Here is a 15,633-nt window from a genome sequence, read left to right on the forward strand (position 1 = left end):
GGGGGGGGGGGGGGGGGGGGGGGGGGGCGGCCGGGGGCGCGGGGGGGGGGGGGCGCGCGCGCCCGCGCCCCCCCCCCCCGCGGCCCGCGCGCGCGCGCTTCTCCGACAAGCTCGCGATCGGCACCGCCGCGGCGGTGCTCCTCCTCGACCCGGAGATCGTGGTGCTCGGCGGAGGCTTCTCCCGCTCCGCCGACGTCCTGCTGCCGCCCCTGCGCTCCCGCCTCGAACAGGTCTGCCTGCGCATGCCGAGGCTCAGCGGATCCACCCTCGGCGACGAGTGCGTCGTGCTCGGCGCCATCGACTACGCGATCGAGCACCTCGACCAGCTCTTCTTCGCCCCCGACGCCCCGGCCCTGCGCCCGCCGGTCCGTCCCGCGCCCTCGCCGGCGGGCCTCGGCCCCGCGTGAACCTCGAACCGTCTCCCGCCGCCCATAACCGAATAGGGCGACAAGCTGAGCATCAGAGCGAGCACGTTCTCTCTCTGAAGTGCTCGGTGAACGCGCCCGCCAGCTTCGCTCCGTCGATGTCTTCCATGGGGTCGGGCGGCGTCGGTGATGCCCTCGTTGCCGACGAACATGTCGATCCGGCCCCCACACCTCACGCGCCGCCCGGCCGCTCACTGGTTGCCCTCTCTGTGAAGACGACGGCCTTTCCGGCCAGTGCGTCCTTGCTTCTCCCACTCCTTGATCTGTTCTCGTTCGCCTGGGCAGGCCGCGGGTGCGCGTCAGCTCATGGCCCGCTCGCTCGCCGCCGCGGCCCGCAGGATGGCGTGCTCGGTGAGCCGGTCGCCGGACAGTCCCTCGGCGGCGCGTCCACCGCGGAACACCAGCACCCGGTCGCAGATGTGCGCGAGATCCTCGTGCTCGGCACTGACCAGCAGCACGCCGATGCCCCGTGCCGCGGCGAGTTGGATCTGTTCGAGGATCTGACGGCGCGCCCCTACGTCGACGCCCTGCGTGGGCTCGTGCAGCAGCATCACTCTCGGGTCCATCGCGAACCATTTCGCCAGCAGTGCCTTCTGCTGGTTCCCGCCGCTGAGCGTGCCCAGCAGCGCATCGGGATTGGCCGGACGCACGTCGTACAGGGCGATGTCGCGCTCCGCGGCGTTCCGCTTGGCGCGGACGCTCACCCCGAACGGCGTGCGGTGCTTGCGGAGACTCAGCACGGTCATGTTGTCGGTGACCGACAGGTCGGCGACGGCACTGTCACGGACCCGGTTGGCGGGCAGCAGTGCGACGCCGGCGGCGGCCGACCGGCGCGGCGTCATCCGCTTCAGGTCGTAGGCTCGCCCGGCCACCCGGACGGTGCCCGTGACGCCGCCCACCGCGCCGAACAGCCGGTAGGGAACCTCCTCCCACCCGGCGCCGACCAGTCCGGTGACGCCGACGATCTCCCCATCGCGCAGCACCAGGTCGAACGGCTCGCCGTCGTCGCCTTGGCGCATCCCGGCCACCTCGAGCACGGGTTCACCCGGTACGCGGTCGGTCGCCGGATACCGCCCGTCAAGGGACGTGCCGATCATCATCCCGACGAGGTCGTCCTCGGTGAGCCCGGCGACCGTGCTCCGGCCGACCAGCCGGCCGTCGCGCAGCACGGAGACCCGGTCGGCGACGGCCAGCACCTCGTCCAGGTGATGGGTGACGAAGATGACCGCCAGCCCTTCGGCCGCGAGCCGGCGGATCATCCCCAGCAGCCGTTCGATGCCGTCGCGCGGCAGGTACGCCGTGGGCTCGTCGAGGACGAGCACGCCACCGGGCACCTCCCGTAGTTCGTCGGTGGCCCGCATGATCGCGAGCATCGCCCGGTCCACCTGGCGAAGGTTCGCGACCAGCGCGTCCGGGTCGAGGGACATCCCGAACCGGGTGATGCTCCGCAGCGCGTGTTGCCGCTCTTGCTTCCACGCTATGAGCCCCTTGCGGCCGCGCGGACTCCCGGCGACCAGGTTCTCCAGCACGGTGGCCGACTCGACCAGGCCGAGGTCCTGGTGGACGAAGCTCATGCCCTTGGACCGGGTCCCGTGACCGGCGAGCGGGCGGCCGGCGAGTTCGAGTTCACCACCGCGGTCGAACGACTGGTAGCCAGAGAGGATCTTCAGGAAGGTGCTCTTGCCCGAGCCGTTCTGTCCGATGAGCGCATGCACCTCGCCGGCGCGGACGTCGAAGTCGAAGTCGCTGAGGACCCGGGTGCCGCCGAAGGTCTTGGACACGTGCCCGGCTCGCAACGAGACGGGCCGCGGATCCCGGGTGGCCTCGGGTTCGGGGGGATGCGGTGGCATGCGTCAGTGCTCCTTGCCGGCGGAGGGGCGGTCCAGCCCGTACCAGGACGGGGGGTAGGGGGTCAGGAGGCGTGCCACAGCTTCGGGTACTCCTTGGCGGGGTCCACCCCGTAGACCTGCTCGTCGTTGCCCCTGAAGTCGATCCCGGACATGTTGGCGCTGTTCCACGGGACGATCACCGCGACCACGCCGAGCGGCTTGGGCACCGCGTAGTTCAGCGCCCGCCCCCCGTCCGCGGTCTCGGTCAGGTACGAATCCAGCCCGCCGGCCGCGATCGTGTCCGCGAACACCCGGAAGTTCCGCGCGGCGCGGGAGATGTCCAGCTCGCGGGCCAGGGCGGCCGGCTTGCCGGTGTCGGCGATCTCCGCGTCCAGCAGGTCCTGCGAACGCGCCTCGATCCGGTCGGCGATCCGGCGCAGCAGATCGGCGCGGTAGGCGGCCGAACTCGTGCCCCACGGCCCGGCCAGCGCCGCTCGCGCCGCTGCGGCCGCCGCGCCCACCACCTCGGCGCCCGCCTCGTGGACGGTCGTCACGACGCTTCAGTCCACGGGACTGACCTTGTCGAAGGCGGCCGAGCCGTCCACGAACGCCCCGCCCACGTAGTTGCGCAGCACCGAAGGCATGCTCAGGTCCTCTCCGGCCCGGTGGCCCCGGACAGCTCGTCGGCCCCCGCCACCAGCGCCACCACCGCCAGGTCGACCCCGGCGGCGTCGCCGTCCACGGCGGCCTGCGCGGCCTCGTCGGCGGCGAGCAGCACCAGGTTCGGCGGGGCGGTGTGGATCAGGTCCACCGCGACGAGGGACACGTCCGTCCCCTCGGGCCGCACCGTCACGAGCCGCCGCCGCTCAAGACCGGGGAGGGCACGCTCGTTCCAGACCCGCCCCGTGACCCGTGCCAGGATCACGACTCCTCGCCTCCGGCGAGGACGGCGCGGGTGCCGTTGTCCAGCAACCCCGCGGACACCTCGTCCGGGCGCGGGTAGAGCTTCGCACTGCGCAGTTCGCCGTACTGCTTCACTGCCGCGGCACCGGAGTCCAGCGCCTGCCGGACCGCGGCGATGCCGCCCTTGACCGCGGCCGAGAAGTACCCGGAGCCGATCCGCTCGATGTTGACCGTCTCGACGTCGGCGGTCTTCATCATGGCCTCGATCCCCGCCATGAGGGCGACGATCCCGCGGGTCTCAATGAGCCCGATCGCGTTCTGCGAACTCGTCATCACGTTCTCCTAGCCGTCGCTGCTCAGCCGTCGATGAGGGAGGGGTTGCCCGCCACCGCCGTGACCGGCGCGCTCGGGTAGGCGAAGATCACCGAGCTGACCTTGCCGTGGCCGACCGAACGGGCCGACTCCACCCCGACCTCCACGGCCTCCTCGACCGTGGCCAGATCGCCGCTCAGCGACACCGCCACCACACCGCCGCCGAGCCGCATGGTGCCCTCCACCTTGACCTCGGTGGCCTTCACCATGGCGTCGACCGCGTCGAAGATGGCCACCAACCCATCGGCCTCGATGAACGCAACTGCCTTACTCATCCCTGCACCTTCCTGACGTGTGTCTGGAAGCTAGGCCGCCGAATACCCGTCCACAGCGCTCCTGTCCGGCTGTACCGGACGCAGGTCGAAAAACCTCAGCTCAAGCACTTGCCGGAGGTCCACTGCAGTCTCGATCGGGCTGGGAGCGTCCGATGAACGGCGGATCCGATGATCAAGGAGACGCCACAGACCGCCATCAGGTCGCGGTGCCAGCGCAACTCCACGATCTCGGACTCCTTCCCCCGACCGGTCATCGGAAGCAGACGCAGCACCGCGAACGTGTTCGCCGCGGCCAAGTAGGCCAGCCGCACGAACACAGCCGCCCATCCTCCCGGGGCGACGGCCTGTTGCGAAGCCGATCAAGCGCGGCACCCGAGCACCCCTCTACGCCTTTTCACCTGCGTGGACGTAATTTTCGGCAAGCGCAACGTCCCTGCAGCACACCCGATCGCACACTGCCTCATCACGGGACACTCTTAGCGCTCCCTAAAGAGCCCAGAGACCCGCCGCTCAGAATCCGTTGGCCACGTCACCTATGCAGAGCGTCTCCGTGATGACGCTCCCCACTGCCCCGCGGGATCGGCGGAGAAGTTCACGCACGGTCACTGAGGCGAAGCAGTTCTGCTGAACACAGTTGGGTGAGCCAAGATCCGTGCCCCAGATCTGCCCCAAGAGCCGCACCACACTCGCACGGAACACCTCGACGACGCTGTTACCTGCGGTAAGTCCTCCGCAGTAGTCGCCTCGTTGGCTCAGCCGACGCTACAGGCCCTCGAGAAGAGTATGGGCGCGCTACTCGATGGGAGATCGGCCTGCTGCCCGATAACTCGTAGAGCTGTCCACGCTGATGCTTATAGGACAACAAGCCGTCTTCTTTGCGCTGTAGTATTCGAACGCTGGCCTTGGCCGGATAGCCGCGCCATCCAATGCGGTGCGGCAGCTTCCAGGACCCGCTGGCTAGTGAGCCGAACGTTCCCACCTGGCATGCGCCATCGTCGGCGCTTCGTCTCGATTGGCTCAGCTTCCCGCATCCGGTCTCGGGCCCGGCGCCGGCCGTTTCCCCCGCCCGCTCGGGGGTTGTTCCACGTCCGGGCCGCCCGTGTGAGCGGAATGGACATGGTTCCTCGCGCCCGGCGGCAGTGACCCCGCACACGCCGGCGAACAGGCGTTGACCAGCAGTGGCAGTACATCGGTCGCGACTTGGAGGGAGATCCATCTCTGGTGGATCTCTCCCGTGATCGGCCGGTCGCACACACTGCACGCCCGGACCGCCCGAGCGCCCCATACCCCTGGATCGAGATCACCGAGGTCGAGGTCACCGACCTCGGCCGAGGCTCGGAGCCGCGGGAACGGCGGACGTGTCTTGAAGTTCCCGTAGATCGAGCGCGTGCTCACGGTGCTGTCCCGCAGCCGCGAACAACGGGTCAGCTCGTAAGGGAACCAGTGCAGTCGATGCGAGGTGTAGGGATCGAACTCTTCCAGGCTCGTCATCGCGCCGATCTCCGGCGGGAGACGCACCATGTTGCTGCCGTACAGGATCAGGTGTTTGACCCTGGTCAGCCTCGCGATGCTCGCCGGGAGGGTCACGATCTGCAGCCGTTCGCTGGGGCTCAACTCCGCGAGCGGCTTGAAGACCTCCCGTCCGTCGGCTGCGGCCTCGTCGACCAGCTCCAGCAGGTGCAGCCATCCCTGCGCCGTCTCGTCCTGCTGCTCCGCGTGGAAGGCGACCTCGTGGGGATGCTTACGACCGTACTGGTCGAAGCACATGCACCGATCACGGATCGGTCCTCCGCCCGGGCCGACCGCGTCGGCGAAACGGTTGCCGACAACTCGCAGTTGCTTCTCGTCTGTCACGACACGCCAAAGTAGATCGCGGCCGCGGAACCGGCAAGACCCTATTACGAGTCGGCTCCTGGCCGGATGCGTTCAGAGTCTGGTCGATGCGGATATCGAGAATGGCGTCGATGACGGAGGAAGCTTCAGGGTGTCGGCACTAGCAATCGGGTGGGCCGAGAAGCACCTGCCCTCTGGATGGAAGCCGCCGAACTCAGGTGGTAAGCCCCGGTGCGGCGGGGGTGGAGCTTGGAGTTCTCGGGACTGCGGGCGGTCGCCAAAGCGCGGCATCATTTGTGCGGACCCATGGCTTGGTCGGCGAGCTGGATCCGCTCGTCCATAAAGCGGCGGCACTCCGCCGGGTCAGTGCCGGCGAACGCGGAGCGATGCCAGAGGCCGTCGGCGGCGAGGAACCGTCCGGCGTGGTTGGTGCCGAGTTTGGCGTCCAGATGCAGCAGTCCGCCGAGTGCCCAGTCCTGGTCGTAGTAGCAAAGCCGCTGCGGCAGGTAGCGGTCCAGATAGAGGACGAAGAATTCGGCGTCCTCGGGCTGTCCGAAGCGGGCCAGGACCAGGCAGTAGCCCTGGCCCGCGTAGGGGAGTTCGCTCTCCAGCAGCAATTGCCCGGGAGCCTGCCGAAAGCACGAAGGCTGGGGAAGTCCTCCAGACAGCGCGATTCCCGCACTGATCGACACAGAGTCGGCCGACCGGCCCGGGCCGCCCGGGCCGCCGGTTCGCACCGTGCTTGCCGCACTGTTGCTGGCCGTCCACTACCCGGCAAAGCCACCATCGCCCAAGCTTGGCGGCTGCGGGCCTTCGGCCTCAGCGAAACTGCCGTAAACCCTCGGGACCGCACTAGTGCTCGGCCTCGTTCGCCGCGCCGTCGTACGCGGCACCCGTGCCCCGGGCACGGCGACGTCGGCGTGGGCGTCGGCACCGCTATTCTTTCCACCTGAGAGCGTTTATCCGTTTTGCGCACAGTTTCTTTGCGTGTCCAGATAGGGAACACTGTCCGGCGCCGTTAACCGGTCGTTGTGCCGCACTCCAGAGCGCTCCGAGCCATCCCGGGATGGCCTGCAGCGGCACAGCACTCGGTCAGCGCACACGTTGCTGGCCAGTCGGCCGCCCAAACGAACCCACGACCTCCGGTAACTGCTGGTCGCGCAGCAGCGCGGCCAGCCCCTCGTCCAGCGAGGTGTTGCCGGTGTCGACCGGTTCTCCATCCAGTACGCGGTCGTGCAAATTCGGTGAGGTTCTTGTGGATCCGGCTGCGCTCGTCCTCGCTGAACGACCTGCCCCGCAGCGTCGAGACGATCCGACCGCCCGCGGCCACGATGCTCGTGCAGGCGCCGATCTGCATCGCGGTCGGCTCGACCCGACTCCTCGACCGTCATCGCGCGTCTCCGCGCCGGCGTCATCTCCCCCAAGGACGCCGCTCGCAGGCTTGTCCTGCTTGCCGGCCTTCCTCGCAACGTGCGGCTGTCACATCCGGCCGTCGCCGACGCCTTCTGCGCGTCGCGCGTCGCGGGCGGCCGGGGCGCCGCCTTCGGCATCCTGCCCGCCGGCCTCGACCTCGCCCCGATCACCGATCGCGCCACCCCGAAGACCAGCCGACCCCCTTCAAGATCGTCTTAAGCCCCCACGAAGCCGCGCATGGCATCATAATGATCACAATCAGCACCCTCTGTTGAGGAGTAGAAGGTGGGCGAACGGTCTCAGGCCGTCAGAGGCTTCGATCCGGGTGTGCCCAGCATCGCGCGGATGTACGACTACTACCTCGGCGGTAAGGACAATTACGAGGCGGATCGGCGCCGCGCCGAGGAGGCGATGGAAGCCGACCCGACGCTGCTGACCACCATCAACGGGAACAGGGCGTTCCTCGGGCGCGCGGTGCGCTACATGGCGTCCCAGGGCATCGACCAGTTCCTCGACATCGGCACGGGCCTGCCCACCCAGCAGAACGTCCACCAGATCGCTCAGGCGGTCAACCCCGGCGCCCGGGTCGTCTACGTGGATTACGACAAGCAGGTCGTCGCCCACGGGCGGGCGCTGCTCGCCGGCTCGGACACCACCAGGATGATCCATGCCGACGTGCGCGAGCCGCGGGACATCCTGGAGCACCCGGAGATCAAGCTTCTGGACTTCGACCGGCCGGTGGGGCTCCTGCTGGTGGCGGTCCTTCATTTCATCTCCGACGAGGACGATCCGCCCGGCATCATGGCGGAACTGCGCGCCGCCCTGCCGCCGGGCAGCCACCTGGCGCTCACTCATGCCTCGGCCGACGGCATCCCCGACGTCGTCGCCAGGGTCGTCGAGGTGTACAGGCAGACCTCGGCGCCGGGGACGCCGCGCACCCACGCCCAGGTGACCGGCCTGTTCGGCGACTTCGAACTGGCCGAACCGGGCCTGGTCTGGGCTCCGCTGTGGCGCCCCGATCACCCGGTGAGCGCCGAGGAGGCCAAGCGGACCTGGTTCTACGGAGGAATCGGCCGCAAGAACTGACAACCGGCGGCGCGGGGACCGACCATGTGAGGGTCTGGACGATCACCGGTCTGGGAGGACGGCATGCGGGCTATGACGGTCGGGGCGGTCCTGGAGAACGCGGCGACCAGGGACAAGGCGTTCTTGCACGACGGCGGCGAGACCGTGACCTTCGCGGCCTTCGACGAGCTGACCGACCGTGTCGCGACCGGACTGCTGGCGCGCGGGGTCGGGCATGGTGACCGCATCGGGCTGCTGGGCCTGAACACGCCGCAGTGGCTGGCCGTCTTCTTCGCCGCGGCCCGGATCGGCGCCATCGTCGTCCCGCTGAACGTGCGCTACCGCGAGAACGAGCTGTCGTACATGCTCGGCCAGAGCGGCGCCCGCACCGTCATCAGCGTGGACAGCGCGGGCGGCTTCGACTTCGCCGCGTTCTTCGACGGGTTCCGGGAACGGACGCCCGGGGTGACCGACCATGTCTTCTTCGGCGAGGGCTTCGCGGGCAGCGGCACCTTCGACGAGCTGGCGGCAGCACCGCCCGCCCCGTCCGCGCTGGCCGAAGCGCGCGGGAGCGTGACCCCCGACGACCCCTTGATGATCCTCTACACGTCGGGGACGACCGGGCGTCCCAAGGGCGCGGTCATCACCCACCGCAGCATCCTCGCCTCGGCGTCGGCGCAAGCCGCCCACTTCGGGACGGACGACGCCGATGTCCTGCTCGGGCACCTGCCCTTCAACCATGTCGGCGGCATCACCTGCACCATCATGGCGGCACTGGTGAGCGGCGCCTCGGTGGCGCTCCTGCCCGCGTTCAGCCCGGACGGAGCGCTGCGCGCCGTCGAGCAGCACCAGGTCACGCTTCTGAGCGGGGTGCCGACGATGTTCGTGCTGATGCTCGGCCACGAGACGTTCGCCGCCCGCGACCTGTCCTCGGTGCGGACATGCGTGGCGGGTGGCTCGAACGTGGAGCCCGCACTGGTCGAGGCGATCCGGCGCGGCTTCCCGCAGGCTTCGCTGCACGGGCTCTACGGCCTGTCGGAGTCGTCGGGAGCCTGCGTGCTCTCGCCTTTGGAGGACGCTCCGGAGACGGTCTCGCGCACGCTCGGCAAGGTGATCGGGGATTTCGAGGCCCGGGTGACCGGACCGGACGGGGCGGCCCTCCCGCCCGGGGAGGCCGGCGAGCTCCACATCCGCGGGGCCTGCGTGGCCGCCGGGTACTGGGACATGCCGGAGGAGACGGCCGAGGTGTTCCACCGCGACGGCTGGCTGGCCACCGGCGACGTGGTCACGATGGAGCCGGACGGGCACCTGGTCCTGCGCGGGCGCAAGAAGGAGATGTACCTCCAGGGCGGATTCAACGTCTATCCCGTGGAGATCGAGAACCTGCTGACCGCACACCCCAAGGTCGCGCTGGCCGCCGGGATCGGAGTGCCCGACGAGGTCCTCGGCGAGGTCGGACGGTTCTACGTGGTGCCGAGGCAGGGCGGCGAGCCGCCCACCGCCGAAGAGCTCACCGCCTACTGCCGGGACCGGCTGGCCGGCTACAAGGTGCCCCGCCAGTTCGTCATCACCACCGAAGTGCCGCTGACCCCGGTCGGCAAGATCCACAAGTCCCTGCTCAAAGAGCGCTACCTCGCCGGAGAGCACCTCCGCTGAGGAGCCCGGCTCCGATCGACGAGGAACGCGATCGGCTTCTGTTCTCGGTGATGCGTTGACCGCTTGCCGACGAGACCGCGGCCCGCCAGGTCGTCCGGCTCGGCCACTCCACCCGAGGGGTCGACTCGAATCCAAGTGAGGCGCCGCAAGATGTCGATTTTCAGTTCAGGCTTCGTCGATCACACGAACGCTGGGCGGTCGCAGGGTCCTCGGATCGATGGTCAATGCGATGCGCTCGCCATTTCGAATGTCGATGAGGTCCTCTTCCCATCCACCGTCGCGCAGTTCGGCATTCGTCATGAACAGGTCTTCGTCATCGCGGCCGGTGGCGGCCAGGTGCCCGATGAACCCGAGTGGCAGGCGCTCGACGGTCCAGCCAGGCCATGCGGCGGCCACCTTCGCCACGAGTTGAGGCGGGACGCTCTCCGTCGTCCAGTAGCGAAGGCGGCGTGAGGGAAGATCGACCACCGCGCCGGCGTGAACGGTTTCCTCGGCCGGCATGGGGTACGGCGCACGAGCAAGCAGGGACGCCGCGAGAGATGCGCCGTGGTGCGCCAAGAACGGCGCTATATCGTTGACGGCGAGCTGGTAGTCCATGACAGTGTCGTTGGATCCGATAACGCTCATCACCGCAGTGGCAGGCGCGAACCAGTCCGCGATCGTCTCGTGGTAGAGAACCGAAATCTCTCGCTCAATGGGATCCCAGTCGACGAACCAGCCGTCCCGAGAGGTCAACGCCGCATCCAGCGGTGTTCCCTCCGTCTCGGCCGGCGTGACGACCGCCGGCCTGGCCTCTGAAACCACCTCGACGAGACCCTCGCGTCCGCTCCATGCGTAACCGACATCCCAGCCCGACCATCCAGGAGCCGAAGCCACCCGCACGGCGGTGCTTTCGAGGTAACTCACGCCCGGCTGCAAAGTTTGGAGGTCGCAGCCGAAAAAGCGATACCGGTGCGTGACGAGATCGAGGACGACGCCACGGCAGAACCACGAGTCCACGAGACCACGTGCGGAGTCGTCGTCCACCGCCACGCCACCGCGCAAGATCGACTCGACGATCCGAATGCGATCGCTTTCCCCGGCGAGGCACCAGTCTCCCCACTTCTCGCCCATCGTCCAGCAGGAGCCGTCTTCGGCCCGCAAGACGTAAGCGGTCCAACAACCCATTCCCTACCTCTCCGCAGTGTCTTCGAGTGGGTCGTTGGAATCGCTACGGCAACGACACCTCGGTGTCGGACAAGCGATGAGCGTCCGCCGCCCGGCGGGTCGCGATCTCGCGGACGCAGTACATCGCGATGGCCAGGACTGCAGGGAGGACCGTTCCCGGTTCCGGGCGGACGAAGGCGATGTAGGGGGTGACGGATACGGAGCGGTCCACCAGAGTGGCTCCGGAGTCGAGCACCGCGATGGCATTGAAGGCCACGAGTGCATAGCCCGCTCTGCGGGTCCAGAGCCCGGTCCGCGGTGTGAGCGCGGCGGCGAAGGCGAGCAGGCTCACGAGAGCGACGGTGGAGATGGCCAGCGTCCACCAGTACCGCCCGTAGCCCCCCTCTTGCTCAGCCGTACCGGCGATCACTGCGCCGTAGACGCCGAACAGGAGCAGCGGCAGGACGAACCGGGTCACCTTCCTCACCGCCGCACGCCGGCCCGGACGTGACATGAGAACGAAATGCCCGATGAGCCAGGCCGTGGCGAGAGTGACCGCGAGAGCGCCTGTCGCTGCGTCGCGGGCGTCGGAGACACCGTTCACGTTGATCGAGACCAGTACTGCGGTCGCCGCGACGATCAGGAGCCATACCGTGCCGGGCAGCCAGGGGCCGCCCACCGGCGTGCTCTTGGTGGTCGGAAGCGGCGAGACGTCGTTCGGCCGCGTGAGCGCCTTGGTGGGCGCCTGGTCGAGTTGCCGCAGGGCACGGGAGACGTCAGCGGCGGTTTCGTACCGCTCGGCCGGGTCCTTCCTCAGAAGCCCGTGTAGGAGAGCGTCCCACGAGCCGGGGATGCCGGGCCGCACCGAACTGGGAGAAGGTGGTTCCTGGCTGAGGTGGGCGGTCAGATAGCCGACACTGTCGGGTGCGTGGAAGGGCAGCCGGCCGGTGATCAGCTCGAACAGCAGACAACCGAGCGCGTAGAGGTCGCTCCTGGGCTCGGGGTAGCCGCGCGCCTGCTCAGGGGCCATGTACGGGGGCGTGCCGACGATGAACCCCGTCTGGGTGAGACGGTCGGCGGTGGCGCTGGGATCGACCGCTCGCGCGACGCCGAAGTCCAGGACCTTCACTGCGCCGGTGTGCGTGATGAAGATGTTGGACGGCTTGATGTCCCGATGCATGACGCCCGCCGCATGCGCCTCGGTCAGTGCTTCGCAGACCTGCGCGCCCCACCTGGCCGCCTCTTCCAGGCTGACATCGCCCCGGGCCAGCTTGGCGTCCAGCCCCTCGCCCCGGACCAGTTCCATCACCAGGAACGGGGCGTTGCCGTTCTCGGGGCCGCTCTCGCCGAGATCGTGGACGGTCACGATGTGCGGATGCTGCAGACGAGCCGTGATCCGGGCCTCGCGCAGGAACCGGGCACGCGCCTCGCTCGCGCGGCTTCCGCCCCCGCCGAGCAGCGAGATCACCTTGACCGCGACCCGCCGATCCAGGGTCTCGTCCTGCGCCTCCCAGACCTCGCCCATGCCGCCCTCGCCGAGTTGCCGCACCAAGCGGTAGCGGCCTCCCAGGAGCTGATCCTGCACAATGGCCCCTCACCCTCGGTTTCGCCCCGCCTGATCATGCCACGGCACCCGGGACGGGACCGTACGGTTTCCGGCCCTGTCGCGCCTGACGGAGAAGCCCGCCAAGGCGCTAGGGCCAAGGGCCTGGAGAAGGTTCGTCGACCTTTACGGCCTGAAAGACGTCGGCCCTTGCGCGGCCCCGACGGCGCTCGCACGCAACACCCGCACCTGCGGCTGACGGTCCGGCCCGAACAAGCCTCGAAGTCTCAATACCGCTGCGCGTACCAGGTCGGTTGCTCGCCGAACATGCCCTTGAAGTCGCGGATGAAGTGGCCCTGGTCGGCGTAGCCGAGGTCGGCCGCCAGCGCGGCCCAGTCGATCGTCCCACCGGCGGCCATGCGTGCGGTGACCTCGTGCAGGCGGAAGCGGCGGATCACCCACTTGGGCCCGATGCCGACATGCTCCGCGAACAGCCGTTGCACCCCCCGCACGCTCAGCCCCAACTCGCCGGCGAGGCGTTCGACCCTGATCACGGCCTTGTCCTTGGCGATCAGCTCGACCGCGGCCACCGCCTGGCGTACCCGGGGGCCGTCGTCCGGCAGGTGTTCCAGCAGGAACGCCTCCACGGTCGGCACGTCGAGCGTCGTGGGCAGGTCCGGGCCGAACACCTCGGTCGCCGGGACGACGCGGTCGGTGATCGCCGAGACGGAGGCACCAAGGAACGGGCGGAAGCAGCCCGGCCGGAACGCGACGCCGAAGACGTGGTCACGGCCCTCAAGGACCTTGATCCGGTAGCCGCTGCACACGCCGTTGACGTCCGCACGTCCGCCGCCGAACGACAGGTGCACGTTCGGGTACGGCACGATCTTCTGCCGGTAGGGCTCGGCGTAGTCCCAGCGAGCCTCCCAGTACCGCTCCACCCATGGCGCGAGCGCCGGCGACGGATCGTGGAACATGTGGCGCTGGTACCTGCTCCACGCACCGCGCAGCTCACGAACGTCCCGCTCCACGCGGCAGAGTGTATGTCGCCTTTGTCCAATACCCCTCCCGCCCCGGCCGCCTAGCGTCGCCGCCATGTCACATCTGTCCAACGCCGCCGAGGCCATGGCCGCGATCGCCCGCACCATCACCGACGACCAGCTCGCCAACAAGACTCCGTGCCCGGAGTACGACGTGCGGGCATTGGTCAACCACCTCCTGTTCTGGGGCCCGTCGCTCGCCGGCGGCGGCCGCAAGCAATCCGTTCCGCAGCCGGCGGCCACCGAGTCCGAGGTGGACCTGGCGGCCGGCGACTGGCGCGGCCGCCTGCTCGCCCTGCTGGACGAGATCACCTCGTCGTGGGCGCCGCCGAGCGCCTGGGAGGGCGAGACGGACATGGGCACGCCGCAGACGCTGCCCGCGCCCGTCCTGGGCGACATGATCACCGGTGAGCTGGCCATGCACGGCTGGGACCTGGCCGTCGCGACCGGGCAGCGGCTGGAACTGCCCGCCGACCTGCTGACGCATCTGCACGACACGGTGTTCGCCGGCGTTGAGCGGGGGCGGGAGATGGGCATGTACGGACCACAGGTCACGGTGCCGGCCGACGCACCCACCTTGGACCGCATCCTCGGCCTGACCGGCCGTGATCCCGCCTGGGCCTAGGTCGTGTCCGGTGGATCATGCGTTGATCCACAGCGGTGCTGTGACCAGGACGATCGCTGCGCGGTAGTTGCCGGCGAGTTTGTCGTATCGGGTGGCGATGCCGCGCCATTGCTTGAGGCGGCCGATGCAGCATTCGACCCCATTGCGGCGCTTGTAGAGGGCTGGGTCGCAGACCGGTGGGCGCGCCCCGCGGGGGGCGCGGGGGGGGCGGGCGGCGGGGGGCCGGCGCCCGGCCCGCCGCCGGCGGGCTCGTCGGGCCGGGCTTCCTGCTCGGGCGGGGTCGGTTCGGTCATGCCGGGCCTTTCACGGGGTCGGGCCTTTCACGGGTCGTGCCTTTCGAGGCGGGGCTCAGAGGCCGGGATCTCCTGGAACGCGGGCTCACGGAACGCGGGCTCACGGGACGCGGGCTCACGGGACGCGGGCTCACGGGACGCGGGCTCACGGGACGAGGGCTCACGGGACGAGGGGGAACGGCAGCGGCGGCGACTCGCCGTCCGGCAGGACGCCGAGGACCTTGGCGAGCCCGGCGGCGTCGGCGGAGTCGAGGTCGGTGCGGTGGGCGGCGCCGAGCACCGCCCACTCCGGGGGGTCGCGCCGGCGCGCGTCCTGCGCCGTGACGGCCTGCCCGGGGACCTCCTTCGGGGCGGGCGCGTCGGTCACCGCGATGAGCCGCACCCCCGCCGCCTCCAGGTGCGTGACGGACTGCCGCCAGTTCAGCCGGCGCGGGCACGGCTCGACGGGCCGGAGCACGTCCCCGTGGCCGCTGCCGGGATGCGGGGGGCGGCCCGCGACGGTGAGCAGGATCCGGGCGCGGCCGTCGCGCGGGCCGTTCAGCAGCGCGGCGGCCCGGTCGAGGGAGTCCTCCAGCGGTGCCGCGCGCGCGCCGAACGGACCGGACGGCGGGAACGGCAGGTCCGCGAGCGTGCGGGCGGCGTCGTCGGGCCGTTGCAGCGGCCCTCCGGACACCACGTCCCGGTTCTTGTGCTTCGGGTCGATCGGATGGTCCAGGTGGCCGACGACGGCGACGCGGGCGGTGCCGCCCAGCTCGTCGCCGAGGAGTTCGAGCAGGTCCGCGACGAGGTCGCGGCGGCGGCGGGCGGTCTCCGGACGGCCGCCGAGCTCCAGCACGCAGACCAGCTCGGTCGCGAACGCGGCGGCGGGCAGCCGGCGCGGGACGCGGCGCAGCAGCTCGGGCCAGGTGGCGGCGGTGTCGTCCACGCCGTCCGGTTCCAGGAACCGGAGCCGGCCCGGTCCGTCCAGCGCCACCCGGACCAGCCCGGCCGCGCCCCTCGGCATCCGCGCCGACACGATCCGGACCGGCTCCGGCGGGTCGTCCCACGTGACGACGGCGAGCGCCGTCTCCTGGTCGGAGCCGCCCGGCGCGCGGCGCACCCGCACCTCCGCCTCGTCGCCCGCGCGCGCTCCGGCCGGGAACAGCGGCAGCCGCACGACCTCGGCGGCGCCGTCGCCGGGCCGGGACCGCAGCGCCGCCAGCCCGTACGGGCTGG

At 70.0% G+C, this 15,633-nt stretch carries 17 protein-coding genes and 2 pseudogenes; 4 read left to right on the forward strand and 15 right to left on the reverse strand.

What is annotated here, in order from left to right; all coding sequences use genetic code 11:
• On the forward strand, positions 1-407 hold a 407-nt coding region (locus ABZ914_RS30400; protein WP_500197390.1), incomplete at its 5' end, for an ROK family protein.
• A 317-nt stretch (positions 408-724) separates the two neighbouring features.
• Here ABZ914_RS30400 and ABZ914_RS30405 read toward each other — a convergent pair.
• The 10 genes and pseudogenes from ABZ914_RS30405 to ABZ914_RS30450 form a co-directional block, all read right to left on the reverse strand.
• Positions 725-2,275 (reverse strand): sugar ABC transporter ATP-binding protein, encoded by a 1,551-nt coding sequence (locus ABZ914_RS30405; RefSeq protein ID WP_500197391.1) that lies wholly within the window; start codon positions 2,273-2,275, stop codon positions 725-727.
• A gap of 62 nt (positions 2,276-2,337) precedes the next feature.
• Positions 2,338-2,808: an aldehyde dehydrogenase family protein gene (locus tag ABZ914_RS30410; protein WP_500197393.1), complete on the reverse strand. Its 471-nt coding sequence runs from the start codon at positions 2,806-2,808 to the stop codon at positions 2,338-2,340.
• A 92-nt stretch (positions 2,809-2,900) separates the two neighbouring features.
• Entirely contained in the window at positions 2,901-3,179 is a 279-nt protein-coding gene (locus tag ABZ914_RS30415; protein WP_500197394.1) for a EutN/CcmL family microcompartment protein, read from the reverse strand.
• Positions 3,176-3,490 (reverse strand): BMC domain-containing protein, encoded by a 315-nt coding sequence (locus ABZ914_RS30420; protein WP_500197395.1) that lies wholly within the window; start codon positions 3,488-3,490, stop codon positions 3,176-3,178. Before ABZ914_RS30420 ends, ABZ914_RS30415 begins: the two co-directional genes overlap by 4 nt.
• A gap of 23 nt (positions 3,491-3,513) precedes the next feature.
• Positions 3,514-3,804 (reverse strand): BMC domain-containing protein, encoded by a 291-nt coding sequence (locus tag ABZ914_RS30425; RefSeq protein WP_500197396.1) that lies wholly within the window; start codon positions 3,802-3,804, stop codon positions 3,514-3,516.
• Positions 3,805-3,899: 95 nt separating this feature from the next.
• A complete protein-coding gene (locus tag ABZ914_RS30430) occupies positions 3,900-4,121 on the reverse strand; it encodes a hypothetical protein (protein WP_500197397.1) in 222 nt (73 codons plus the stop codon).
• Positions 4,122-4,821: 700 nt separating this feature from the next.
• Positions 4,822-5,658 (reverse strand): hypothetical protein, encoded by an 837-nt coding sequence (locus ABZ914_RS30435; protein WP_500197399.1) that lies wholly within the window; start codon positions 5,656-5,658, stop codon positions 4,822-4,824.
• Positions 5,659-5,927: 269 nt separating this feature from the next.
• Positions 5,928-6,374 carry a DUF6000 family protein gene (locus tag ABZ914_RS30440; protein ID WP_500197400.1) on the reverse strand — a complete coding sequence of 149 codons (447 nt, stop codon included), beginning with the start codon at positions 6,372-6,374 and terminating at the stop codon, positions 5,928-5,930.
• Positions 6,375-6,729: 355 nt separating this feature from the next.
• Positions 6,730-6,876: a hypothetical protein gene (locus ABZ914_RS30445; protein ID WP_500197410.1), complete on the reverse strand. Its 147-nt coding sequence runs from the start codon at positions 6,874-6,876 to the stop codon at positions 6,730-6,732.
• 13 nt (positions 6,877-6,889) lie between these two features.
• Positions 6,890-6,994 (reverse strand): annotated as a pseudogene (locus tag ABZ914_RS30450) (DUF6192 family protein); the annotation flags it as partial.
• A gap of 341 nt (positions 6,995-7,335) precedes the next feature.
• Here ABZ914_RS30450 and ABZ914_RS30455 point away from each other — a divergent pair.
• Both ABZ914_RS30455 and ABZ914_RS30460 read left to right on the forward strand, forming a co-directional pair.
• Positions 7,336-8,136 (forward strand): SAM-dependent methyltransferase, encoded by an 801-nt coding sequence (locus ABZ914_RS30455; protein ID WP_500197402.1) that lies wholly within the window; start codon positions 7,336-7,338, stop codon positions 8,134-8,136.
• Between the two features lie 63 nt (positions 8,137-8,199).
• Positions 8,200-9,771, forward strand: a complete 1,572-nt coding sequence (locus tag ABZ914_RS30460) for a class I adenylate-forming enzyme family protein (protein WP_500197403.1) — start codon at positions 8,200-8,202, stop codon at positions 9,769-9,771.
• Positions 9,772-9,936: 165 nt separating this feature from the next.
• Here the strand turns inward: ABZ914_RS30460 and ABZ914_RS30465 are convergent, their stop codons facing one another.
• The 3 genes from ABZ914_RS30465 to ABZ914_RS30475 all read right to left on the reverse strand — a co-directional run bounded on the left by ABZ914_RS30465 (position 9,937) and on the right by ABZ914_RS30475 (position 13,491).
• Positions 9,937-10,884, reverse strand: a complete 948-nt coding sequence (locus ABZ914_RS30465) for a hypothetical protein (RefSeq protein WP_500197404.1) — start codon at positions 10,882-10,884, stop codon at positions 9,937-9,939.
• Positions 10,885-10,981: 97 nt separating this feature from the next.
• Entirely contained in the window at positions 10,982-12,502 is a 1,521-nt protein-coding gene (locus ABZ914_RS30470; protein WP_500197405.1) for a serine/threonine-protein kinase, read from the reverse strand.
• 245 nt (positions 12,503-12,747) lie between these two features.
• Positions 12,748-13,491 carry a DUF6597 domain-containing transcriptional factor gene (locus ABZ914_RS30475; RefSeq protein WP_500197407.1) on the reverse strand — a complete coding sequence of 248 codons (744 nt, stop codon included), beginning with the start codon at positions 13,489-13,491 and terminating at the stop codon, positions 12,748-12,750.
• Between the two features lie 64 nt (positions 13,492-13,555).
• Between ABZ914_RS30475 and ABZ914_RS30480 the strand changes: the two genes are divergently transcribed.
• Complete coding sequence (locus ABZ914_RS30480; protein ID WP_500197408.1) at positions 13,556-14,125, forward strand: TIGR03086 family metal-binding protein; 570 nt, start codon at positions 13,556-13,558, stop codon at positions 14,123-14,125.
• A 15-nt stretch (positions 14,126-14,140) separates the two neighbouring features.
• Here the strand turns inward: ABZ914_RS30480 and ABZ914_RS30485 are convergent.
• Together ABZ914_RS30485 and ABZ914_RS30490 are read right to left on the reverse strand one after the other, a co-directional pair.
• Positions 14,141-14,278 (reverse strand): annotated as a pseudogene (locus ABZ914_RS30485) (IS5/IS1182 family transposase); the annotation flags it as partial.
• A 300-nt stretch (positions 14,279-14,578) separates the two neighbouring features.
• The coding region (locus ABZ914_RS30490; protein WP_500197409.1) for a hypothetical protein at positions 14,579-15,633 on the reverse strand (1,055 nt) is incomplete at its 5' end.

Origin of the sequence: Spirillospora sp. NPDC046719 (assembly GCF_040645715.1) — a bacterium.
Classification (GTDB): Bacteria; Actinomycetota; Actinomycetes; order Streptosporangiales; family Streptosporangiaceae; genus Spirillospora.